General features: G+C 66.0%; 18 protein-coding genes. 4 read left to right on the top strand and 14 right to left on the bottom strand.

Features of this window, described 5'->3' with window-relative positions:
• Nucleotides 1–153 precede the first annotated feature (153 nt).
• Genes AC1DHL_RS19100 through AC1DHL_RS19155 form a run of 12 tightly spaced genes read right to left on the bottom strand, consistent with a single transcriptional unit; the run spans nucleotide 154 to nucleotide 13287 of the window.
• Complete coding sequence (locus AC1DHL_RS19100) at nucleotides 154–1197, bottom strand: homocysteine S-methyltransferase family protein (RefSeq protein ID WP_478162989.1); 1044 nt, start codon at nucleotides 1195–1197, stop codon at nucleotides 154–156.
• 58 nt (nucleotides 1198–1255) lie between these two features.
• A complete protein-coding gene (locus tag AC1DHL_RS19105) occupies nucleotides 1256–2383 on the bottom strand; it encodes a histidinol-phosphate transaminase (protein WP_478104290.1) in 1128 nt (375 codons plus the stop codon).
• Between the two features lie 29 nt (nucleotides 2384–2412).
• Entirely contained in the window at nucleotides 2413–3231 is an 819-nt protein-coding gene (hutG, locus tag AC1DHL_RS19110; RefSeq protein ID WP_478162990.1) for an N-formylglutamate deformylase, read from the bottom strand.
• 4 nt (nucleotides 3232–3235) lie between these two features.
• A complete protein-coding gene (locus AC1DHL_RS19115; protein ID WP_478162991.1) occupies nucleotides 3236–4636 on the bottom strand; it encodes a formimidoylglutamate deiminase in 1401 nt (466 codons plus the stop codon).
• A gap of 11 nt (nucleotides 4637–4647) precedes the next feature.
• Nucleotides 4648–5892 carry an imidazolonepropionase gene (gene hutI, locus AC1DHL_RS19120; protein ID WP_478163115.1) on the bottom strand — a complete coding sequence of 415 codons (1245 nt, stop codon included), beginning with the start codon at nucleotides 5890–5892 and terminating at the stop codon, nucleotides 4648–4650.
• A 5-nt stretch (nucleotides 5893–5897) separates the two neighbouring features.
• On the bottom strand, nucleotides 5898–6479 hold the full coding sequence (locus tag AC1DHL_RS19125; RefSeq protein WP_478104330.1) for a HutD/Ves family protein: 582 nt from the start codon (nucleotides 6477–6479) through the stop codon (nucleotides 5898–5900).
• A gap of 26 nt (nucleotides 6480–6505) precedes the next feature.
• Entirely contained in the window at nucleotides 6506–8224 is a 1719-nt protein-coding gene (gene hutU, locus AC1DHL_RS19130; protein ID WP_478104282.1) for a urocanate hydratase, read from the bottom strand.
• Nucleotides 8225–8263: 39 nt separating this feature from the next.
• Nucleotides 8264–9814, bottom strand: coding sequence for a histidine ammonia-lyase (hutH, locus tag AC1DHL_RS19135; protein ID WP_478162992.1), 1551 nt, complete (start codon nucleotides 9812–9814; stop codon nucleotides 8264–8266).
• A 59-nt stretch (nucleotides 9815–9873) separates the two neighbouring features.
• Complete coding sequence (gene hutC, locus AC1DHL_RS19140; RefSeq protein WP_478104280.1) at nucleotides 9874–10650, bottom strand: histidine utilization repressor; 777 nt, start codon at nucleotides 10648–10650, stop codon at nucleotides 9874–9876.
• A gap of 22 nt (nucleotides 10651–10672) precedes the next feature.
• Nucleotides 10673–11452 (bottom strand): ABC transporter ATP-binding protein, encoded by a 780-nt coding sequence (locus AC1DHL_RS19145; protein WP_478162993.1) that lies wholly within the window; start codon nucleotides 11450–11452, stop codon nucleotides 10673–10675.
• Nucleotides 11452–12294, bottom strand: a complete 843-nt coding sequence (locus AC1DHL_RS19150) for an ABC transporter permease (protein ID WP_478163116.1) — start codon at nucleotides 12292–12294, stop codon at nucleotides 11452–11454. The genes AC1DHL_RS19145 and AC1DHL_RS19150 overlap by 1 nt, the downstream gene beginning before the upstream one ends.
• Before the next feature lie 27 nt (nucleotides 12295–12321).
• Nucleotides 12322–13287: an ABC transporter substrate-binding protein gene (locus AC1DHL_RS19155; protein WP_478162994.1), complete on the bottom strand. Its 966-nt coding sequence runs from the start codon at nucleotides 13285–13287 to the stop codon at nucleotides 12322–12324.
• Between the two features lie 335 nt (nucleotides 13288–13622).
• On the opposite strand from AC1DHL_RS19155, the gene recQ reads away from it, so the two are divergent.
• Nucleotides 13623–15503, top strand: coding sequence for a DNA helicase RecQ (gene recQ / locus AC1DHL_RS19160; RefSeq protein ID WP_478162995.1), 1881 nt, complete (start codon nucleotides 13623–13625; stop codon nucleotides 15501–15503).
• On the opposite strand, the gene AC1DHL_RS19165 is transcribed toward recQ, so the two are convergent.
• Both AC1DHL_RS19165 and AC1DHL_RS19170 read right to left on the bottom strand, forming a co-directional pair.
• The gene (locus tag AC1DHL_RS19165; protein WP_478162996.1) at nucleotides 15500–17068 is read right to left on the bottom strand and encodes a S41 family peptidase; all 1569 of its coding nucleotides are present in this window, start codon (nucleotides 17066–17068) and stop codon (nucleotides 15500–15502) included. The genes recQ and AC1DHL_RS19165 overlap by 4 nt on opposite strands.
• 48 nt (nucleotides 17069–17116) lie before the next feature.
• Complete coding sequence (locus tag AC1DHL_RS19170) at nucleotides 17117–19438, bottom strand: ATP-binding protein (RefSeq protein WP_478162997.1); 2322 nt, start codon at nucleotides 19436–19438, stop codon at nucleotides 17117–17119.
• A 122-nt stretch (nucleotides 19439–19560) separates the two neighbouring features.
• Here AC1DHL_RS19170 and AC1DHL_RS19175 point away from each other — a divergent pair, with 122 nt between their 5' ends.
• The 3 genes from AC1DHL_RS19175 to AC1DHL_RS19185 all read left to right on the top strand — a co-directional run bounded on the left by AC1DHL_RS19175 (nucleotide 19561) and on the right by AC1DHL_RS19185 (nucleotide 23048).
• Complete coding sequence (locus tag AC1DHL_RS19175) at nucleotides 19561–20760, top strand: threonine ammonia-lyase (RefSeq protein WP_478162998.1); 1200 nt, start codon at nucleotides 19561–19563, stop codon at nucleotides 20758–20760.
• A 79-nt stretch (nucleotides 20761–20839) separates the two neighbouring features.
• On the top strand, nucleotides 20840–20995 hold the full coding sequence (locus AC1DHL_RS19180) for a hypothetical protein (protein WP_478162999.1): 156 nt from the start codon (nucleotides 20840–20842) through the stop codon (nucleotides 20993–20995).
• A 205-nt stretch (nucleotides 20996–21200) separates the two neighbouring features.
• The gene (locus AC1DHL_RS19185; RefSeq protein WP_478104265.1) at nucleotides 21201–23048 is read left to right on the top strand and encodes a phosphoenolpyruvate carboxykinase (GTP); all 1848 of its coding nucleotides are present in this window, start codon (nucleotides 21201–21203) and stop codon (nucleotides 23046–23048) included.
• The last annotated feature ends 35 nt before the right edge of the window (nucleotides 23049–23083 follow it).

Genomic DNA, 23083 nt, shown 5'->3' on the forward strand with positions numbered 1-23083 from the left:
TTGTTCTGCCGGTCAGGGTAGGTGCGCCGCAAAGCGGCTGTCAATCGGCCATGGCCTCTCCAAAACAACGGCTAACCGCGCGATGTCGTGCACCGCGTCAACGTTTGGAGAGTTTCTTCACCTCGGCTTCACAAGCGCCAAGGTGCGGGGCATTCAAGCCGCTTCGCGATAGCCGGCGCGATGCAGGCTGCGGCCGGCGATCGGCGCAACCGCCCGCCCGATGGCCGCGATGTGCTCGGGCGTGGTGCCGCAGCAGCCGCCCACGATGTTGACCAGCCCTTCGGCCGCGAACTCGTGCAACAGGCGCGAAGTGACGTCAGGCGTTTCGTCGAAGCCCGTCTCACTCATCGGATTGGGCAGGCCGGCGTTGGGATAGCAGCTGATGAAGGTGTCGTCCGCAACGCGTGCCAATTCCTGGATGTAGGGCCGCATCAGCGCCGCACCCAGCGCGCAGTTGAGGCCGATGGCCAGCGGCTGCGCATGGCGCACGCTGTGCCAGAAGGCGGTCACTGTCTGGCCGCTGAGGATGCGGCCGGACGCGTCGGTCACGGTGCCGCTGATGATCAGCGGAAGCCGCTCGCCGCTGGCCTCGAAGTACTCGTCGATCGCGAACAACGCGGCCTTGGCATTGAGCGTATCGAAGATGGTCTCGACCAGCAGCACGTCGGCGCCGCCCTCGACCAGGGCCTCGACCTGCTCGTAGTAGGACTCGCGCAGCTCCTCGAAGCTCACGTTTCGCGCGCCGGGATCGTTCACGTCAGGGCTGATGCTCGCGGTCTTGGGCGTCGGGCCGAGGGCGCCGGCCACGAAGCGCGGCTTGTCCGGCGTGCTGAACTTGTCGCAGGCCGCGCGGGCGAGCTTTGCGGATTCGAGGTTCATCTCGCGAGCGAGATCGGCCATCTTGTAGTCCTCCTGCGCGATGCGGGTCGCGCCGAAGGTGTTGGTCTCGATCAGGTCGGCGCCGGCCGCCAGATAGCCTTCGTGAATGTCGCGGATCACATCGGGCCGCGTCAGCGAGAGCAACTCGTTGTTGCCCTTGACGTCGCGCGGGAAGTCCTTGAACCGTTCGCCCCGGTACTGTTCTTCCGTCAGCTTGAAGCGCTGGATCATCGTGCCCATCGCGCCGTCCAGGATGGCGATGCGTTGGCTCAGGATGTCGGGCAGTTGCTGCGCGCGGGTGTAGGCGATGGGCTTCATGGGACCGATTGTAGGAAGCGCTTTCCTCCCCGCGCCAGTGGCGGGTCTTGGCTGCTGCCTAGCTGGCGAGGATTTCGCCCAGCGCGTGCAGGAAATGCGCGTTGTCGTCGGCGCTGCCGATCGAGACACGGATGAAGGTCTCGAAACCCGGCTCCTTCCATGGCTTGACGATGATCCCGCGCGCCAGAAGTGCCTCGTTGACCGGACCGTTCGGCCGCGCCAGGTCGATGAACAGGAAGTTGGCCGCAGATGGCGCGATGCGCAGTCCGGGCACGTTCATCGCACGCAGTTGCCGCACGAGCACCTTGCGCTGCTTGACCGTCGCCTCGACGGCGTTCGCCATGAAGGCCTCGTCGCCCCAGGCGGCCAGCGCGGCAGCCTGTGCGGCCTCGTTGACGTTGAAGGGCGTGCGCACACGATCCAGCCACTGGATGAGCGAAGCATCCGACGCTATGCCGTAACCCACGCGCAGCCCCGCCAGGCCCCACGCCTTCGAGAAGGTGCGCAGCACGATCCACGGACGCTGCTGCGCACGCAGCGCGGCCAGTGCATCGGGAAAGCCTTGCGCGAGCCGTGCGTATTCGTAGTAGGCCTCGTCGATCACCAGCAGCGTGCCCGCCGGCGTGGCGGACAGCAGTTGCTCGAACGCCTGTGCATCGAACATGCAGCCAACCGGGTTCGATGGATTGGCGAGCATCGCGATCTTCGGCCCCTGCGCAAGGGCTTCGCACCATGCATCGAGGTCGAATTCGAGCGAAGGCGTGAGCGCAAGCAACTCGACCTGAGCACCCATCATGCGCGGGTAGATCTCGTGCAGGCCGAAGGCGGGCCGCTGCGTGAGCACGCGGTCGCCGGGTGAAATGAAGGCCTGGCAGAGCATCTGCAGGATCGATTCGGAGCCATTGCCGATCACGATCTCTTCCGCGCGTGCGCCGGTGCGTTCGGCGATGGCCGCTCGCAATGCCGTGCAGTTCGCATCAGGGTACGTCCCCACTCGGAGCGCCAAGTCCGCCAGTGCACGTGCAACCGCGGGGCTCGCGCCGAAGGGGTTCTCGTTGCTCGCGAGGCGCGCGATGCGATCGACACCATAGCGCGAACGCACGGCCTCCGACGACAGGCCCGCGTTGTAAGGCGGGAGCGTGGGTACCTCGGGGCGCACGAGTTCGCGGATGACGGATGCGTTCATTGAAGACCTTGCCGGGATTCAGAAGATGACTAGCGCTGCCGCGCTTCGACGAAATCAAGCACCGCAGCCAACATGCGTCGCACGTGCGGTTTCACGAGCGCCGCGCGCTCGGGCAGGTAGTCGAAGGGCGGCGCCTCCTGCATGTAGCTGCACTGCGTCATTTCGAGCTGCACGGCGTGTACGCCCTGCGCAGGTTGCCCATGATGTCGCGTGATGTAGCCGCCGGTGAAGCGGCCGTTCAGCACGCTCGTGAATCCCGGTGCTTGCTTGGCGATGCCCAGCAGCGTCTCGGCCAGCGCGGGATCGCAACTCGCACCCTGCGCGGTGCCGAGATTGAGGTCGGGCAGCTTGCCTTCGAAGAAACGCGGCAGCACGGAGCGGATCGAATGCGCGTCCCACAGCGCGGCGATGCCGTGCTGTTCCTTGATGCGCGCGAGTTCGTCGGCGAGCTGCCGGTGGTAGGGCTGCCAGATGGCCTCGCGCCGCTCGGCGATCTCGGCGTCGTCCGGGACATCGCCGGCGGGATAGAGCGGCGTGTCGTCGAAGGTGTCGACCGGGCACAAGCCGGTGACGCTCTGCCCCGGATAGAGGCTCGCACCGTCGGGCGGACGGTTGAGGTCCACCACATAGCGCGAGTGCGTGGCGACGAGCACCGAAGCGCCGAGGTCGTCGGCGAAGTCGTAGAGGCGTTCCAGATGCCAGTCCGTGTCGGGCACGTGGCGCGCCTCGTCGCTCAGGCGCGCAGCGATGCGCGTCGGCAGGTGTGTGCCGACGTGCGGCATCGAGATCAGCAGCGGACGCGTGCCGCGCCGGAAGCGGAAGGGAGGCTCGGTGGTGGTGAAAGGCATGGTTTCAATCCTTGGCGAGAAGTTGGCTGCGCGCCGCCACGAAGGCGGCTGCGGCTTCGTCGTGCGCGACGTGGCGGCCGGTGGTGGTCCGCAACTGCCCGGCGACACGGACGGCATCGATGGCGGAAGTGCGATGGCTCGCGAACACGTGCGCGGACAGCATGTCGGCCGCGCCGAGCCCCTGCAGCGCAACGTTCGCCGCATCGAGCACGACGAAGTCCGCCTTCTGGCCCACAGCGAGACCACCGACGGCGCGAGCCGATGCCTGCGCTCCGCCCTGCACCGCCGCGAGCGTGAGCGCGGTTGCGACTTCGCGATGCGCGGCGTCGGCACCCACGTTGCGTTGCCGCGTGACGAGGCGCTGGCCGTATTCCAGCATCAGCAGTTCCTCGGCCGCGTTGACGCAGGCATGGCTGTCGGAGCCGATGCCCCAGCGTCCACCGCCTGCGCGCCATGTGTCGAAATCGAAGATGCCATCGCCGAGGTTCGCCTCGGTGGTCGGGCACAGGCCGGCGACCGCGCCGCTGGCCGCCGCACGGCGGTATTCGTTCGCGTCCATGTGCGTCGCATGCACGAGGCACCAGCGCGCATCGACAGGCGCGTGGTCGAGCAGCCACGCCACAGGCCGCTGGCCGCTCCAGGCGAGGCAGGCATCGACTTCGCCGGTCTGTTCGGCGATGTGAATGTGGATCGGCGCGGTGGGGTCGATGGCATCCAGGCCCGCGAGCGCGTCGCGCAGTGCATCCGGCGGCACGGCGCGCAGTGAATGCGGCGCGAGGCCGAGGCGCGCGCCCTGTGCCTCGCAAGCGGGACGCAGCCGCTCCAGCAGACGCAGCATCGAATCGGTCGAGCGGATGAAGCGCCGCTGGCCCTCGCTGGGCGGCAGCGCGCCGAAGCCGCTCGTCTGGTAGAGCACCGGCAGCAGCGTGAGCCCGATGCCAGCGCGCTGTGCCGCACGCAGCAGCGCCAACGCCAACGTCGCATCGTCGGCGTAAGGCTTGCCGTCGAGGTCGTGGTGCAGGTAGTGGAACTCGCACACCGAGGTGTAGCCGGCTTCGAGCATCTCGATGTAGAGCCAGGTGGCGATCGCCTCGACTTGTTCGGGCGAAATCGTCGCGGCGAAGCGGTACATCAGCGTGCGCCAACTCCAGAAGCTGTCCTGCGCAGCGCCGCGAAACTCGGTAAGGCCGCCGAAGGCACGCTGGAATGCATGTGAATGCAGGTTGGGCATGCCGGGTAGCACAGGTCCGGCGGCGCGCGATATGTCGCCGGCCGGCGTGCTGTCGGGCGTGACAGCGGACAGCACGCCGTCGGCATTCCATGCGAGCAGAACGTTGCGCGCCCAGCCGCTGGGCAGCAGGGCATCGGCGGCAAAGAGGGCGTACCGGGACTCAGGCAATGGCATGGCTTTGCACTTCAGCGTTGAAGCCCGGAGGCGATACGCCCTTGGCGCACGATGGTGCGCGCGGGCTGCTGGCCGAACCAGTAGGCAAGCTCGGCGCTCTCGCGTAGCTGCCACAGCACGAAGTTGGCAGGGCGGCCAATGGCCAAGACGCCGTGCGTGTCCTGCAGACCCAGCGCACGCGCTGCGTGCCGGGTCACGCCTGCCAGCGCCTCGGGCACGGTCAGTCGGAACAGCGTGCAGGCCATGTTGACCATCAGCAGCAGGCTGAGTACAGGCGAGGTACCCGGGTTGTGATCGGTAGACACCGCCATCGGTACGCCCGCCGCACGCAGCGCATCGATCGGCGGAAGGTGCGTGTCGCGCAGCGTGTAGTAGGCGCCGGGCAGCAGCACCGCGACCGTCCCGGCCTCGCGCATCGCCGCAATGCCGTCGGTGGAGAGATGCTCGATGTGATCGCAGGACAGCGCCCCATAACGCGCCGCGAGCGCCGCGCCGCCCATGTCGGACAGTTGCTCGGCGTGCAGCTTGACCGGCAGCCCCAGGGCCTCGGCCGCCTGGAACACGCGCTCGGTCTCGGCCAGCGTGAAGGCGATGCGCTCGCAGAACACATCGACCGCATCGACAAGCCCTTCTGCGGCGAGCGCAGGCAGCATCTCGGTGCAGACAAGATCAACGTAATCGCCACTGCGGCCCGCGTATTCGGGTGGCAGCGCGTGCGCGCCAAGGAAGGTGGTACGCACGGTGACACCGTACGTTTCGCCCAGCCGCCGCGCCACACGCAATTGCTTGCGTTCGTGTTCGAGCGCGAGGCCGTAACCCGACTTGATCTCGATCGCGCAGACACCTTCGGCCAGCAATTGTTCAAGGCGTTGTGCCGCTTGTGCGTAGAGCGTGTCTTCGTCCGCCTCACGCGTAGCGCGCACGGAGGAAACAATGCCGCCGCCGGCCTTTGCGACTTCTTCGTAGGTCGCACCGGCGAGACGCATCGCGAATTCGTTCGCGCGCTGTCCGCCGTAGACCAGGTGCGTGTGGCAATCGACAAGGCCGGGGGTGATCAGCGCGTCGCGGCCGTCGAAGCGCGGCAGGCCGGCGTATGTGCCGGGCAAGTCGCTTTGCCTGCCGATCCAGGCGATCTTGCCGGCGGCCACGACGATGGCCGCGTCGCCGTCGATGGACTGATCGTTGGCCAGGGCGCCCGGCGCAATCCGGAGGCGTTCCCAGACACCGTCGGCGGAAGGGAGTTCGGAATGGGTCATGGTGTTCATTCGCCGGAGCCTGTCGTTGTCGATTCGATCTGCACCGCGATGAGCGCGGCGTCGACGTCGCGCGAGGCGGCCTGACACCCGTGCACTTCGCCGTCCCACCAGAGGCCGGTGCCTGGCTCGCAATCGATGTCATTCAATCGCCAATGCCCGCGCAACGCCAGCAGCAGCCCGTGTCCGGCAGGCGCGATGTCGCCACCTTCGCGCAGCACGCGCACCTCCGCGCGCAGGCGGCCGCGGCGCGTCATCACGTTGAAGTCCGTCGAGGCGCCGCCGAGCAACTCGCAATCCAGCGCCACGTCACCGCCAAAGGCGAATGGCGCATGCGGAACGTCGAGCCGATGGTCGATTCGCCCATCGCGCGAACGAAGATGAACACCGGCACCCTCCAACAGCATGATCACGCGATCGACATCGGCAAAGGCCGAGAACGGCCCCGCCTTGTCGATCGTCGCGATGCTCACGCGCCAGTCGAAGCCTTCCATGCCCGCGCCAGGCGGCGAGCACACGATCTCGCGCGTTACGCCGCCTCCGTTCTTCCACGGGGTCGCGGACAGCGAGGCGATGTCGAAGCGGTGCAGTGCCACGTTGCGTCGGATCGCTGCGCTTACTTGATCATCGGCAGGTTCAGCCCCTGCTTCTTCGCCGTCGCGATCGCGATGTCGTAGCCGGCATCGGCATGGCGCATCACGCCGGTCGCCGGGTCGTTGAAGAGCACGCGCTCGATGCGCTTGGCCGCCGCGTCGGTGCCGTCGCAGACGATAACCACGCCAGAGTGCTGCGAATAGCCCATGCCCACGCCGCCGCCGTGGTGCAGGCTGACCCAGGTCGCACCGCCCGCGGTGTTGAGCAGCGCGTTGAGAAGCGGCCAGTCGGACACGGCATCGGTGCCGTCCTTCATGGATTCGGTCTCACGGTTGGGGCTGGCGACCGAGCCAGTATCCAGGTGGTCGCGGCCGATCACGATCGGGCCCTTGAGCTCGCCGTTCTTCACCATCTCGTTGAACGCCAGACCCGCAACGTGCCGTTCGCCCAAGCCCAGCCAGCAGATGCGCGCCGGCAGGCCCTGGAATGCGATGCGGTCGCGCGCCATGTCGAGCCAACGGTGCGTGTGCTTGTTCTCAGGGAACAGTTCCTTGATCTTGGCGTCGGTCTTGTAGATGTCTTCCGGGTCGCCCGAGAGCGCCACCCAGCGGAACGGGCCCTTGCCTTCGCAGAACAGCGGCCGGATGTAGGCCGGCACGAAGCCGGGGAAGTCGAACGCGTTCTTCACGCCTTCATCGAAAGCGACCTGGCGGATGTTGTTGCCGTAGTCGACCGTCGGGATGCCCATCGCCTGGAAGTCGAGCATGGCCTGCACGTGCACCGCGCAGGACTTGGCGGCCGCCTTGCGCAAGGTCGGATGCTGCGTCGGATCGGCCTTGGCGGCTTCCCATTGCGCGAGCGTCCAGCCGATCGGCAGGTAGCCGCTGGCGAGGTCGTGCGCGGAGGTCTGGTCGGTCACGAGGTCGGGCTTGATGCCACCGGCCTTCGCGCGCTTCACCAGTTCAGGGAGGATTTCGGCCGCGTTGCCCAGCAGGCCGATGGACACCGCCTCGCCGGCCTCGGTGTGCTGCTTGATGAGCGCGATGGCGTCATCGATGTCCTTCGCCTGCTTGTCGAGATAGCGCGTGCGCAGGCGGAAGTCGATGCTGGCCTGCTGACATTCGATGTTGAGAGAGACCGCACCCGCGAGCGTTGCCGCCAGAGGCTGCGCGCCGCCCATGCCGCCGAGACCCGCGGTGAGAATCCATTTGCCCGTGAGGTCGTTGTTGTAGTGCTGCCGGCCCGCTTCGACGAAGGTCTCGAAGGTGCCCTGCACGATGCCCTGGCTGCCGATGTAGATCCAGCTGCCGGCGGTCATCTGGCCGTACATCATCAGGCCCTTGCGATCGAGCTCGCTGAAGTGCTCCCACGTGGCCCACTTCGGCACGAGATTCGAGTTCGCGAGCAGCACGCGCGGCGCGTTCTCGTGCGTCTTGAACACGCCCACGGGCTTGCCCGATTGAATGAGCAGCGTCTCGTCGTCGTTGAGTTCCTTGAGCGACGCGAGGATCTGGTCGAAGCAGGCCCAGTCGCGCGCCGCACGGCCGATGCCGCCATAGACCACGAGGTCCTGCGGGCGTTCCGCCACCTCGGGGTCGAGGTTGTTCTGCAACATGCGGAACGGCGCCTCGGTGAGCCAACTCTTGCAGTTGAGCGTGCTGCCGCGCGGCGCGCGGATCACGCGGCTGGCGTCATGGCGGGGGTCGGCCTTGGCGGCGAGGAATTTGTCGGGTGCGTTCATGGCGAAGTGTCCTTTCGATGACGGAACTTGATCGTTGATTCAGATGCGGCTGGGCAGGATGGACTGCACGGCCTCGGGCCACTGGCTCTGACGCGCCCACGTGCGCATCGCTTCGATGGAGGTGGCGAGGAAACGGTCCTGGTCGATGAAGGCGACGCGCTCGCGGATCGCGGCGAATTCGGCTTCGAGGAGCGGCGAGCTCTTTGGTCCGCGTTTCAACTCAATGCCCTGCGCGGCGGCCATCGCTTCGATGCCGACGACCACTGCGGTGTTTTCCACCATGTCGGCAAGACGACGGCCCGCGAACGTGGCCATCGACACATGGTCTTCCTGGTTGGCCGAAGTCGGCAGGCTGTCGACGCTGGCGGGGTGTGCGAGCGACTTGTTCTCCGACGCGAGCGCCGCGGCCGTGACCTGCGCGATCATGAAACCGGAGTTGACGCCGCCGTCGCGCACGAGGAATGGCGGCAGCCCTGACAGGCCGCTGTCGAGCAGCAGCGCCATGCGGCGCTCGGAAATCGCACCGACTTCGCTCACTGCGAGCGCGATGATGTCGGCCGCGAAGGCGACCGGCTCCGCGTGGAAGTTGCCCCCGGAGATCACGTCGCCGTTGTCGAAGACGAGCGGGTTGTCGGATGCCGCATTGGCTTCGATGCGCAGCACGCGCGCGGCATGCGCGAGGTTGTCGAGGCAGGCGCCCATCACCTGTGGCACGCAGCGGATCGAATACGGGTCCTGCACGCGTCCGCAGTCGGCGTGTGAAGGGACGATCTCGCTGCCTTCAAGCAGCGTGCGCATGGCACCAGCCACTGCGATCTGGCCCGGCTGTCCGCGTGCAGCGTGGATGCGGGCGTCGAAGGGCTTGATCGAACCTTGGATGGCTTCGAGCGACAGCGCGCCGGCCATCATGCCGGCTGCGAAGACATCCTCGGCGCCGAAGAGGCCGGCCAGCGCGAGCGCCGTCGAAACTTGGGTGCCGTTGAGCAGCGCGAGTCCTTCCTTGGGGCCGAGCACGAAGGGTGCAATCCCGATGCGGCCGAGCGCCTCGGCGCCGCCAATCACATCGCCCTCGGGCGTCGTGACTTCACCTTCGCCGATCAGCACGCAGGCCAGATGCGCGAGCGGTGCGAGGTCGCCCGACGCGCCGACCGAGCCCTTGGACGGGATGCGCGGCAGCAGGCCGGCATTGCACAGGCTGAGCAGCGCATCGACGATTTCGGGCCGCACGCCCGAATGGCCGCGCGCCAGGCTCACGGCCTTGGTCGCGAGCACGAGGCGCACCACGCCCGCGGCCAGTGGCTCGCCCGTGCCGGCGCTGTGCGAGAGCACCAGATTGCGCTGCAGTTCGGCAAGACGTTCGGTCGGAATGATGGTCTGCGCCAGCTTGCCGAAGCCCGTGTTGATGCCGTAGACCACGTCGCCGGATTCGACGATCTTGCGCACCGTGGCTTGTGCGGCCAGCAGGCCGGCACGCGCCGACGGATGCAGCGCCAGTTGCTCGCCGCCAGCGTGCACGCGGCGCAGCGTGGCCAGATCGACTTCACCGGGCGTCAGCACGATGGGCGCGGTGGTGAGAGAAGCGTTGTCCATGAGGGATCCTGTCTATACAAGTAGGGGCGTCAAAAGATGTGAGGGCGGACGGACCCGTCCTAACCAATGCTGGGATTGCCGTCGGCGCGGAACCGGCTGCCGAGGCGGTAGCGCGACGCGGGATGCAGGCAGCGGACCATCGTCACGGGCGTGGTGCGTGTCCAGGTGCGTCGCGTGAGCAGCAGGCACGGATCGGTCCCGGCCATGTCGAGGCGTTCGGCCTGCTCGAGCGTCGGCAGCACGGCGTCGACGACATGCTCGATCTGGTCGAACGGCACGTTGCGCACCAGGAATTCGCTCGGCGGGATCGCCGAGAAATCCTGTTCGAGGAAATTCGGAACCACGCGCGGATTGACGTAGCGGTCTTCGAGCTGCACCGGGATGTCGTTCTCGAGATGCAGGCAGACGGTATGGAAGACCGATTCGCCGGGCCGCAGGTCGAGCCACACAGCGACGTCGGGCGAAGCCGCGATGCGCTCGGCCACCAGGAACTCGCAGCGATAGTCGTGGCCGCGTGCGCGGATCTCGCTCGCGATGTTGGCAATCTGCAGCAGCGTCGACTGGGGCTTGTCCTCGGCGACGAAGCTGCCCACGCCCGCTACACGCACGATGCGGCCCTGCTCCACCAGTTCGCGCAGCGCGCGATTGACGGTCATGCGGGCCACGCCGAACTGCGCGACCAGTTCGCTTTCCGATGGCAGGCGATGGCCCGCCACCCAGGAGCCGTCCTGGATCTTGTGCGTGATGAAGGCCTTGACCTGCTCATAGAGCGCCATCGCGGGCAGGGTTGCGTGCGCGCGTGCGTCGGCGGCTTTGCGAAGGCTGGAGGCGGTCATGGCTTCTTCTATTCAGGCTGTATCAGTGCTCGGCCGCGGCCATGGATTCCGCGCGGATCTCTTCGGTGAGGCGCGCCTTGATCTCCATGAACTCGGGCGAGGTCTTGATCGTGTAGTGACGGGGATGCGGAAAGTCGACCGCGATCTCCGACTTGATGCGGCCGGGCCGCGCGCTGAACACGGCCACGCGGTTCGCCATGAAGATCGCCTCGTCGATGTCGTGCGTGACGAAGAGCACCGTCTTGCGCGCCGACTCCCAGATGCCGAGAAGCAGTTCCTGCATCAGAACGCGGGTCTGGTTGTCCAGTGCGCCGAAGGGCTCGTCGAGCAGCAGCATCTTCGGATCGTTGGCGAGCGCGCGCGCAATCGCGGTGCGCTGCTGCATGCCGCCGGAAAGCTGCTTCGGAAAGTGGTTCTCGAAGCCGCGCAGCCCGACCTTGGCGATGAAGAAGTCGCTGCGCTCCTTCTGTTCGGCCTCGCTCATGCCGCGCTCGCGCAGGCCGAAGCGGATGTTCTGCGCGATCGTGAGCCACGGGAAGAGCGTGTAGCTCTGGAACACCACGCCGCGATCGGCGCCCGGGCCTTCGATGGTCTGGCCGTCGAGCAGCACGCGCCCTTCGGTCGGATAGTCGAGGCCGGCGACGATGCGCAGCAATGTGGACTTGCCGCAGCCCGAGGGGCCGAGGATGGTGACGAAGTCGTTCTCGCGCACTTCGAAGTCGATCGGCAGCAGCGCCTGCGTCTTCTGGCCGCGCGTGCCGGTGAAGGTGCGCGAAACACCGCGAATGGAAAGCTGGTTCATCAGATGGTGCTCCAGGCGAAGAGGCGGCGATTGAGCGCCTTGAAAGCGAAGTCCGAAATCAGGCCGATCACGCCGATGACGATGATCCCGAAGATGATCTGCCCGGTGTTCAGCAGCGCCTGGCTGTCGGTGATCATGTGGCCGATGCCGGAGGACGAACCGATCAGCTCGGCGACGATGACGTAGGTCCAGGCCCATCCCAGCACGAGGCGCAGCGTCTCGGCGATGCCCGGCGCGGCGCCCGGGATGAGCACCCGCAGGACGATGCCGCGGCTGTTGGCGCCCAGCGTGTAGGCCGCCTCGATCAGGTCGCGCCGTGCGCTGCCCACGGTGACGGCCACCATCAGCGTGACCTGGAACACCGAGCCGATGAAGATCACCAGCAGCTTCTGCGCTTCGCCGATGCCGGCCCAAAGGATCAGCAGCGGAATGAAGGCCGAGGCAGGCAGATAGCGGCAGAACGACACGAAGGGCTCGAAGAAGGCTTCGACGCTCTTCCAGGTGCCCATCGCGATCCCGAGCGGCACCGCGACGATGGCGGCAAGCACGAAGCCGCCGAACACGCGCCACACGGTCATGCCGATGTCGTGGCTGAAGTCGTACTGCGTGAAGAGGTTCACGCCCTCCTTGACCATGGTGATGGGGCTGGCAAGGAAGGTCGGCGAGACGAAGCCGCCGAGCGTGAAGAAGCTCCAGACGACCACGAAGACCACGAAGAAGCCCAGTCCGAGCAGCCAGCGCGCTCGCGCGCTGACGGGTTCGAGCGGGGCCAGCGCCCGGCGCCGGCGAGGCGCCGTCGACGCGACCGCCCCTACGGGGATCACCGGCTTGGATGAGTTCATGACAGGCGTCGCGTCCATGGTGCGCTCTTACTTGATGAAGCTGGTGTCGAAAGTGGCGTTCAGGTCGTCCGGCGCCTTGCGGATCACACCCGACTCCAACAGGATGACCTGCGCATCCTTCATGAACGGCATGATGTCGTTGGCGAAGAACTTCTGGTTGGCCGCCTTGTCGGACCAGCGCAGGTAGGCCGACGACTTGGCGAACTGCTCGCCCGTCTGCTTGACCGCCGCACCCATGATCTCGTTGGCCTTGGCGGGATCGTTCTTGATCATCTCCAGCGCCTCGAAGTACGAATTGGTCAGCGCCTGCGCAGCCTTGGCGTTGGACTTGAGCCAGGTCGGCGCGCAGCCGACCGTGTCCATCACCATCGGGTAGTCAAGCGTCGTGGCGAGGATCTTGCCGGCGGCCGGGTTGGAGCGCACGGTCGAGAGATACGGCTCATAGGTCATCGCGGCGTCGTTCTGGCCGGCGACGAAGGCCTGGGCAGCGGGCTGCGGCTCGAGCGAGACCAGTTTCACATCCTTCATGCTCATGCCGTTCTTGTTGAGCATCCACGCCAAGCCGAAGTAAGGCGAGGTGCCCGGCGCGCTGACCCCGACTGCCTTGCCCTTCAAGTCGGCAAAGGTCTTGACGTCATTGCGAACCGCGATGCCGTCGGCGCCGTAGGACTTGTCCATCTGGAAGATCTGCACGATCGGCACGCCGTTGGCGTTCCAGGCCACGTGCGTCTCGACCGTGGTGGCCGCGCACTGCACGGCACCCGAAGCCACGGCCAGATGGCGGTCCTTCTGCGGGATCATGCGGATTTCGACGTCGAGGCCGTTCTTCTTGAAGATGCCTGTCTTGTCCGCCAGCGTGAGCGGCGCAAAGCCGGTCCAGCCGGACATGCCGAGCACGATCTTGGTTTCTTCCGCGCTGGCGTTCGCCGCCATGGCCGCGACGCATGCCCCTGCCGCGACCAGCGAGGCGATTTTTCCGACCGACTTGACCATCTAGGTTCTCCTGTTGCGTTTCAAAAAAAGTTCGGCTCCCTGGACCGCATGAGGCGCGGATACCAGCAGGACGCCGAGTTTCTTTCGCTGCGATGCACCTGTATATACAGGTTAACCCGGAATCGCGGTTCAGATCAAGAGCCGCGTTGCCCCTTCCCAGTGCAGGAAAGCGGTTTCATGCACCAAAAGCTGTCTAGACAGGATGCAAAGCAACGAACAGGACTCTGGTTCGCAAACGTCGTGCCAGCCGGCGGAAGGCCATCGGAGACAATGGGGTTCGCGCGCACGGGAGGTGCGCGTGCTCGCTCCAGCACCCAACGAGAACCACAGCCGCCTTGTCAGCCTTGCCCTCCGAATCCCATGCAGCCGCGCCGGAACTGATCCTTCACGAGGTCTTCGGTTACGCGCAATTCCGCGGACCCCAGCAGGGGATCGTGCATCACGTCACTGCCGGCGGCGATGCGCTAGTGCTGATGCCCACGGGCGGCGGCAAGTCGCTCTGCTATCAGATCCCAGCGATCGCACGGCAACGCGCGGGCCACGGCGTGGCGGTGGTTGTGTCGCCGCTGATCGCGCTCATGCACGATCAGGTCGGCGCGTTGCACGAAGCAGGCGTCGATGCGGCTTTTCTCAACTCCACGTTGGATTGGGAACAGACGCAGGACGTCGAACGCCGCATGCTGCGCGGCGAGATCACCCTGCTCTATGCGGCGCCCGAGCGCGTGACGACGCCGCGCTTCCTGTCGCAGCTCGATTCGCTGCATGAGCGCGGCAAGTTGTCGCTGTTCGCGATCGACGAGGCGCATTGCGTCAGCCAGTGGGGCCACGACTTCCGACCGGAATACCGCGCGCTGACCGTGCTGCACGAACGCTATGCCGGCGTGCCGCGCATCGCGCTCACCGCGACGGCCGATGCGCTCACGCGCGCGGACATCGTGGAGCGCCTTCAGCTTGAAGAGGCGCGCCAGTTCGTCTCCAGCTTCGACCGGCCGAACATCCGCTACACGATCATCGAGAAAAAGGACGCGACCACGCAGCTGCTGCGCTTCATCGAGCGCGAGCACGAGGGCGACGCGGGTGTCGTCTATTGCCAGTCCCGCAAGCGCGTCGAGGATGTGGCCCAGACACTGAGCGATGCGGGCATCAACGCCTTGCCCTACCACGCAGGCCTGGACGCTGCAGTGCGCCAGAAGCACCAGGACCGTTTCCTGCGCGACGAAGGCGTCGTGATGGTCGCGACGATCGCCTTCGGCATGGGCATCGACAAGCCCGATGTGCGCTTCGTCGCGCATCTGGACATGCCGAAGAACATCGAGGGCTACTACCAGGAAACCGGCCGCGCCGGCCGCGACGGCGAACCGGCCGACGCCTGGATGGCCTACGGACTGCAGGACGTGGTGAACCAGCGCCGCATGATCGACGAGAGCCCCGCCGGCGAAGACTTCAAGCAGGTGATGCGCGGCAAGCTCGACGCCCTGCTGTCGCTCGCCGAGGCCAGCGATTGCCGGCGCGTGCGGCTGCTCGGGTACTTCGGCGAGAAGAGCACGCCCTGCGGAAACTGTGACAACTGCATCACGCCGCCGCAGGTGTGGGATGGCACCGATGCGGCGCGCAAGCTGCTCTCCACCATCTATCGCGTGCAGCAGCAAAGCGGCATCAGCTTCGGCGCGGGGCACATCATGGACATCCTGCGCGGCAAGGCAACGGAGAAGGTCAAGCAGTTCGGGCACGAACGGGTGAGCACCTTCGGCATCGGCAGCGAGTTCACCGAGCCGCAGTTGCGCGGCGTGCTGCGGCAGTTGATCGCGACGGGCGCCCTCTCGGTCGATGCGCAGGCCTACAACACGCTGCAGCTCACCGACGGCTCACGCGCCGTGCTGAAGGGCGAGACGAAGGTGATGCTGCGCGAATCGGTCTCACAGCCCGCGGAACGGAAATCGCGGCGCGAAAAGACGGCTCGCGGCGCGCCGTCGCCGGCCGCTGCCACGCTCGATGCGCAGGCTCAGGCCCGCTTCGCCGCGCTCAAGGCCTGGCGCGGCGAGGTCGCGCGCGAGCACAACCTGCCTGCCTATGTGATCTTTCATGACGCCACGCTCGCGGCCATTGCAGAACGCGCGCCGGCCACACCCGAAGACCTCCAGGGCATCAGCGGGATCGGCAGCAAGAAGCTCGAAGCCTACGGCGCGGATGTTCTCCGCGTCTGCGCGGCGTTCTAGCCAGGGTTCGCGCCCGGCGGCGCCACGATCCGGTTTTCGCGCACGGGCGACCGGATCAGATACGGCACACCGCCCACCTCCGCCTTGCTGCGTGCGGCATCGACTTTGCTCGCCGCGACCGCCGGACAAGCGCCGTTGCTTCGGAAGCTCAATGCCGCGGCCAAGCGGCTTTCCGCCGGATCGCCCAGGGCATGGTCGAAATCGTCCGCCACTGCGCAGGTCGGCGCAAAGCCGTCGCCGTAGTCGCCGAAGCCCTTCTGGTTGACGCCCTGGAACTGGATGGCGAAATAGGTCGTGCCGCAGTTGTCCTGCGGAAAGAAGCCATAGGGCTTGCCGCAGGTCGTGCCGCCGATCAGATTGACCGTCACGCCCACGCCCCGCAGGCTGTTGACCACCGATTCGCTCGCCGAGCAGGTGTCCGCCCCGATCAGCACCGTGACGCGCGACAGTCCCAGCTTCGGCAGGGGCTGGCCCGCCGTTGTCGAGAAGCCGCGCGTGGTTGAATGGAAAGGCAGCGTGGCCTGCGCCGGAGTGAATCCGAAGGGGTTCTTGCTGTTGAACTGCAGGCGTTCGAACACGGTGCCGGCCGTCGCGCTGGCGGGGCCGATCATGTAGGCCAGTTCGCTCGCCACGTCGAGCAGGCCACCGCCGTTGTAGCGCATGTCGATCACCAGGTCGGCGATGCCGGCGCCCTTGAGCTGATTGACGGCCGCGATGAGCTGCGCCTCGGCCGTGGCCATGTGGTCGTTGAAGAGCATGTATCCGACGGGGCCACTGGCCGTGGCGATCGTCGTCACATGTTGCACGGGCGTACGGGTGATCCGGGCTGAAGTGAGCGTCACTGTGTGGTCGCCGCCATCCGCCGCGCGCAGCGTGAAGCTGTGCGCCTCGCCTTCGTGCGTGGGACTGAGGCCGGCATTGAGTCCGGCGACGTCCGCGCCGTTGGCGACGTCGATGCCGTCGATCGTCACCACCTTCGCACCGCGGGCGATCGCCGCCTGGTCCGCCGGCGACCCTGGTTCCGTGTAGGCCACACGCAGATCGCGCGGCGGCGCGGCGCTGAGGAATGCCAGTTCGAGGCCGTAGCCGATCTCGATGCCGTTCTGCGACAGCGCTCGATAGTCCGCCGTGTCTTGCGTGAAGTGGAAGCGATCCTTCGGCCGGCCGCTGGCAGTCAGGTTGGGGGTCTTGAGCACGTTGAAGTACGCGATGGGCGTCGCGTAGTCAGCCGCCGCCAGCGTGGTCGGCACTTCGTCGAACCACAGGTAGGTTTCATCGATCCAGCCGCGAACCCAGCTTTTCTCCGTGACAGCCGAACCGGGGTGATCCGGGAAGGCAGCGCCCGTGTCGGGATCGACGCCCATGCGCGGCGCGGCGCACTGACCCGCAACGGTGGACGAGGCGACGATCGGATCGTTCGGGGTCACGACAGGCGTCGCCACCGGCAACACGACAGCGCCCCCACCACCTCCGCCTCCCCCGCATGCAGTCAGCGCTGCAAACGCCGCCAGCACGGCCACGGACGTGGCGCAACGCACCGCGCCCAAGGTACGGACACTCTTCATCGATCGCCTCCCACGCGCGGCGAATCCCGCTGCAGCCTGTGTGTTGGATTACTGAACGAAGCCGATGCCGCGCGACTCGCGCACTTCGGGCTTGATTCGATGCTCGGCGTCGAGCTGGTCCAGGAACTCGGCCGCCGAGAACTCGACCGCGAGGATATCCGTTTGACGTTTCACGGCCGCGAAATCGCCGGGGCACAGCTGGGATAGCTTGGCCAGGCGAAGCCGGATTTCGCTCGTCATGAGCGTGGCGTCGCCGGCGAGCGCTTCGGTGATGAACATGCGTTCACGCTGATCGCTGGTCAGCGGCATGAACTTGATCTTGAAGGTGAAGCGCCGCAGCGCCGCCTGATCGAGGCGGTCGAGCAGGTTGGTGGTGCAGACGAAGATGCCGTCGAAGCGTTCCATGCCCTGCAGCATCTCGTTCACTTCCGTCACTTCGTAAGTGCGCTGCGCACCCCGGCGGTCCTGCAGGAAGCTGTCGGCCTCGTCGAGCAGCAGGATGGCCTTCTCGGCCTCGGCTTCCTTGAACATGGCAGCCATGTTCTGTTCGGTCTCGCCGACGTACTTGCTCATGAGATCGCTCGCCTGCTTGATGATCAGCGGGCGGCCGACCGCTTTTGCAAGGTGCTCTGCCAGCGCGGTCTTGCCGGTGCCGGGCGCGCCGTAGAAGCACAGGGTTCCATGCCCACGCACCTTGAGGGCTTCGACGATGCGCGGTATTTCGAAACGGGTCTCGACGTTGAGCATCTCAAGGTCGTAGGTCGTGACACTGCGCCGTGCGCCCAGGCCGTCGAGCGTGCCGAGTGCGAGGTCGGCATTCTTGAGTTGGCGCTCGATCAGACGCTCGACCGAGTCGCCTTCGGTCATCGCCAATTCGGCAAAGCGGACGGCCGTGCGGATTTGCGCGGGCGTCAGGCCCTTGCGCCCCGCCAGCTTGGCGGTGAAAGCATCCGACACCGAGACGCCCTCGAGGGTTTTGCGCACCAGTTGCTCGCGCGCGCCGGGCGGCGGCGACTTGAGTTCCAGGTGATAGGCAAAACGGCGACGGAAGGCCGGATCGATCTGTTCGATGCGATTGGTGACCCACAACGTCGGCACGGCATTCGATTCGAGGATCTGATTGACCCAAGCCTTGCCGCTGACGCTCCCGCTCGTGGGCGAAGGGATCTGCTCGGCGCGCGCCATGAGTTGCGCGGCTTCGGTGCTGATCGGCGGAAACACATCTTCCACTTCGTCGAAAAGCAGCGCCGCCTGCTCGCTGCCCTTCAGGAATACCTGCGCGATCTGCAGCGAGCGGTAGCGATCGCGGCCCGACAGCGAATTGCCGTCGCGATCCGCGTATTCGACTTCGAACAACTCCAGCCCCGCGGCCTGCGCGACCACCTTGGCGAGTTCGGTCTTGCCGGTGCCGGGCGGGCCGTAGAGCAGCACATTGACGCCCGGCTCCTTGCGCATCACCGCCGCGCGCAGCAGCGTGACGAGCATCTGCGCATCGTCCTCGACGAACGAGAAATCCTGAACTGACAGGGCGCTCTTGGCGGACGGGCGCGTGAACACGGCCATCAGTTCGTTGCGGTCGCGGTATTCGCGCATCAGCACCGGCGGGAGCTTTTCGCTGACCTTCATCAGATCGGCCAGGTCGGTGATGTTGTGCTCGGAGATCAGGTTCTCGACCAGGCCGATGCGTTCGAGCCGTGATCCGGCGCGCAGCGCTTCGCCGACATCGCTCGCGTTGACGCCGGCCACCTCCGCGATGGCGGCGTAGGCCTCGGGTGCGTTGTTGACCTTGAACTCGACCAGCAGCGAACGCAGGTCGCGCTGATAACGCGCCAGGGTGCCGTACAGCAGCAGTGCGCGCTCGGCCTTGTTGAGCTGCAGCAGCCCCGCCAGCGCGTCGATGTTCTTCTCGACCAGCGTCGATTGCTTGCGCAATGCGTGGGTCAGCCAGTCGCGCGTCACCGACAGGACCGACAGCAGGTCCTTCGGCTGGTCCTTGGCGTACTCGTCGAGATAGAAGAAGAGGGTGCCCTCTTCATAGGGCCCGCGCCAGACGCCGTGGCGCTCCAGCAGCGTGCGGCCGTCGAAGTCCTCGACGCCCTTCCAGACGTCGTTGCCGGCGCAACGGCGGCTCAGGAACTCGCGCAGGCGCAGCAACACCGGCGTCGGCCAGACCAGGTGGCGACCTGTGAGCGACAGGAGGCCGTTGAGATCGCGACGAACGTTGAATCTTGGACCTTGCTTGGCGGCCAGCGTGAGCACGAAGTGCGAACACATCAGTTCGAGCACCGGTGCTTCCTTGAGTCCGGGCGAAGGCAATGCATGGCCGCGGGAAGCCGCTGCCACTACATCGACGCCGGACCGCTTGACCATTGAGCAAACTCCATAACAGGAGAAAACGAATCTGGGAGCGACCATAGCGCAGACTTTTGGCTTCGGGAAGCCTCGAAACGGGTAAAAACCCGGATGTTGCGAATCCGTCCACAATGCTTGCGATGGTGGATATCAAAGACATCGAGCGCGCGGCAGCGCGCCTCAGAGGGCAAATACTCGAAACGCCGTGCGTGGAATCGCGGACGCTGTCGGAAATCGTCGGCGCCCAGGTGTTCCTGAAATTCGAGAATCTGCAGTTCTCGGCTTCGTTCAAGGAACGGGGCGCCTGTAACAAGCTCGTCGACCTTTCCGAAGGCGGAACGCGCGGCGTGATCGCCATGTCCGCCGGAAACCACGCACAGGGCGTGGCCTATCACGCGCAACGCCTGGGCCTGCGCGCGTTGATCGTCATGCCGCGCTTCACGCCAGGGGTGAAGATCGAAAGGACCCGGGGTTTCGGCGCCGAGGTGGTGTTGCACGGCGACACGCTCGACAGCGCACGCGCCCACGCGCTGGAGTTGGCGGAACGTGAAGGCCTGACTTTCGTTCACCCGTATGACGACGACGCGATCATTGCCGGACAGGGAACGATCGCCCTCGAGATGCTCGACGCCGTACCAGACCTCGATACCCTGGTGGTGTCGGTCGGCGGCGGCGGACTGATCGCCGGCATGGCGGTCGCAGCACGTGCGCGCAAGCCGGACATCGAAATCGTCGGAGTCCAGACCCGGCGCTTCCCGGCCATGGTGAACGCCGTCAAGGGGACCAACCACCCGCAGGGCACCAACACGATCGCCGAGGGCATCGCCGTCGGTACGCCGGGCGTGTTGACGCAGGAGATCATCGCCCGGCTGGTCGACGACCTTCTGCTCGTCGACGAGGGCGACATCGAGCAGGCGGTCCTGATGCTGCTCGAAATCGAGAAGACGCTGGTCGAGGGTGCGGGCGCCGCGGGTCTCGCGGCGCTGATCAGGCATCCCGAACGCTTCAAGGGCAAGCGCGTCGGCCTCGTGCTTTCGGGTGGAAACATCGATCCCCTGCTGCTGGCGGCGATCATCGAGCGCGGCATGGTGCGGGCGGGACGGCTGGCGCGCGTACGCGTCAGTGCGCGCGACGTGCCCGGCTCCCTGGCCCAGATCACGGCCACTGTCGCGCAAGCGGGCGCCAACATCGACGAAGTACACCATCAGCGCGCGTTCACCATGCTGGCGGCCCAGAACGTCGACGTCGAACTGGTGCTCCAGACACGTGGGCGCGAGCATCTGTCCGGCGTTCTCGACGCCCTGCGTACAGCGGGATTCGAGGCGATCGAGCAGCACTGAGGGTCTGGCAACCCCCTAGACGGTGACGTAGCGGCCCACCGGTAAAATGCCGTCAGTCCCGAGAACCCGAGGAATTCCAATGTCCAACCCTACAACCCCCATCGAGCCCGGCCATGCGGCTGCCGTCGAAAAGGACGCGGTCGAGTCGATCGTCCATCTCATGCCCTTGGTCTTGCCGATCGTCGGCGGGGTATTGATGCTGCTCCTGGCTTCCATCGCCATCTTCATGGCTTGATCCGTTCCGCGCCCAAGTAGGTACCCCGTGTCCTCACTGGCGCAGGAAGAATCGCAGGTCGGCGCAGTCCGGCCTCAGTTTGCGGTCCGTACTGGCTGACATCCGGCCCCACTCTTCAGAGACTGAAACGTTTTTTCAAATGGATCTCGCCGTCCGCGGCGCCGAGTCCCCTTCGAAAAGACGATTTTCAACTTAGGAGATATCGATGAACGCACCGCTGAAGGGTCTCGCCATGCAGGCACCCTCCTACGTCAAGAACGCCAAGCTGATCGCCTGGGTGGCCGAGATGGCCGCGCTGTGCAAGCCCGCCGCCGTCCACTGGTGCGACGGCAGCACCGAGGAATACGACCGCCTCTGCCAACTCATGGTCGATGCCGGCACACTCAAGAAGCTGAATCCCGTCAAGCGGCCGAACTCCTTCCTGGCAACTTCCGATCCGAGCGACGTCGCGCGCGTCGAAGACCGCACCTTCATCTGCTCCGCGAAGAAGGAAGACGCCGGTCCCACCAACAACTGGATGGCCCCGGCTGAAATGCGCGCGACGCTGCAGCCGCTGTTCGACGGCTGCATGAAGGGCCGCACGATGTACGTCGTGCCCTTCAGCATGGGCCCGTTGGGCTCGCCGATCGCGCACATCGGCATCGAGTTGTCCGACAGCCCCTATGTGGCCGTCAACATGAAGATCATGACCCGCATGGGCAAGGCCGTGTACGACGTGCTGGGCGACGAAGGTGATTTCGTGCCCTGCGTCCACACGGTCGGCACACCGCTCGAAGCCGGCCAGAAAGACGTGGCGTGGCCCTGCAACAAGACCAAGTACATCGTCCACTACCCCGAGACGCGCGAGATCTGGAGCTACGGCTCGGGCTACGGCGGCAACGCACTGCTCGGCAAGAAGTGCTTCGCGCTGCGTATCGCATCGAACATGGGCCGTGACGAAGGCTGGCTCGCCGAGCACATGCTGATCCTGGGTGTCACCAGCCCCGAAGGGAAGAAGCGCCACGTGGCAGCGGCATTCCCCAGCGCTTGCGGCAAGACCAACTTCGCAATGCTCATTCCGCCGGCCGGTTTCGAAGGCTGGAAGGTCACGACCATCGGCGATGACATCGCATGGATCAAGCCCAGTGCCGACGGCAAGCTCTACGCCATCAACCCCGAGGCGGGCTACTTCGGCGTGGCACCCGGCACCAACTTGCAGACCAACCCGAACTGCATGGCCAGCCTGGAGCGCGACGTGATCTTCACCAACGTGGCGCTGACTGATGACGGCGACGTCTGGTGGGAAGGCATGGGCGAAGCCCCCGCGCACGCGATTGACTGGCAAGGCAAGGACTGGACTCCCGCCATCGCGAAGGAAACCGGCGCCAAGGCCGCGCATCCGAACGCGCGCTTCACCGTCGCGGCGATCAACAATCCGGCGCTCGACGAGGCATGGGACGATCCCAAGGGCGTCGCCATCGACGCCTTCATCTTCGGCGGCCGCCGCTCGACCACCGTTCCGTTGGTGACCGAGGCCCGCAACTGGGTCGAGGGCGTCTACATGGCCGCGACCATGGGCTCGGAGACGACGGCTGCAGCGGCCGGGCAGCAAGGCGTGGTCCGACGCGATCCGTTTGCGATGCTGCCGTTTGCCGGCTACAACATGAGCGACTACTTCCAGCACTGGCTCGACCTCGGCAAGAAGCTCGAGGCCTCTGGCGCGCGCCTGCCGAAGATCTACACGACCAACTGGTTCCGCAAGGGCGCCGACGGCAAGTTCGTGTGGCCCGGCTACGGCGAGAACATGCGCGTGCTGAAGTGGATGATCGACCGCATCGATCAAAAGGCCGAAGGCAGCGAGCACGTGTTCGGCGTCAGCCCCCGTTATGAAGACCTGAATTGGACCGGGCTGGATTTCAGCGCCGAACAGTTCGACACCGTCACCAGCATCGACAAGGCGGCATGGCAGGCCGAGCTGAAGCTGCATGCAGAGCTGTTCCAGCAACTGGCGCACCATCTGCCGAAGGAATTGCCGGCCACCAAGGCAGCCATCGAGCAGCGTCTCGCAGCCTGAGTTTCTCGCAGACAAGCAAAAAGCCGCCCAAGGGC

This window comes from Variovorax sp. 10L426 (assembly GCF_056395305.1).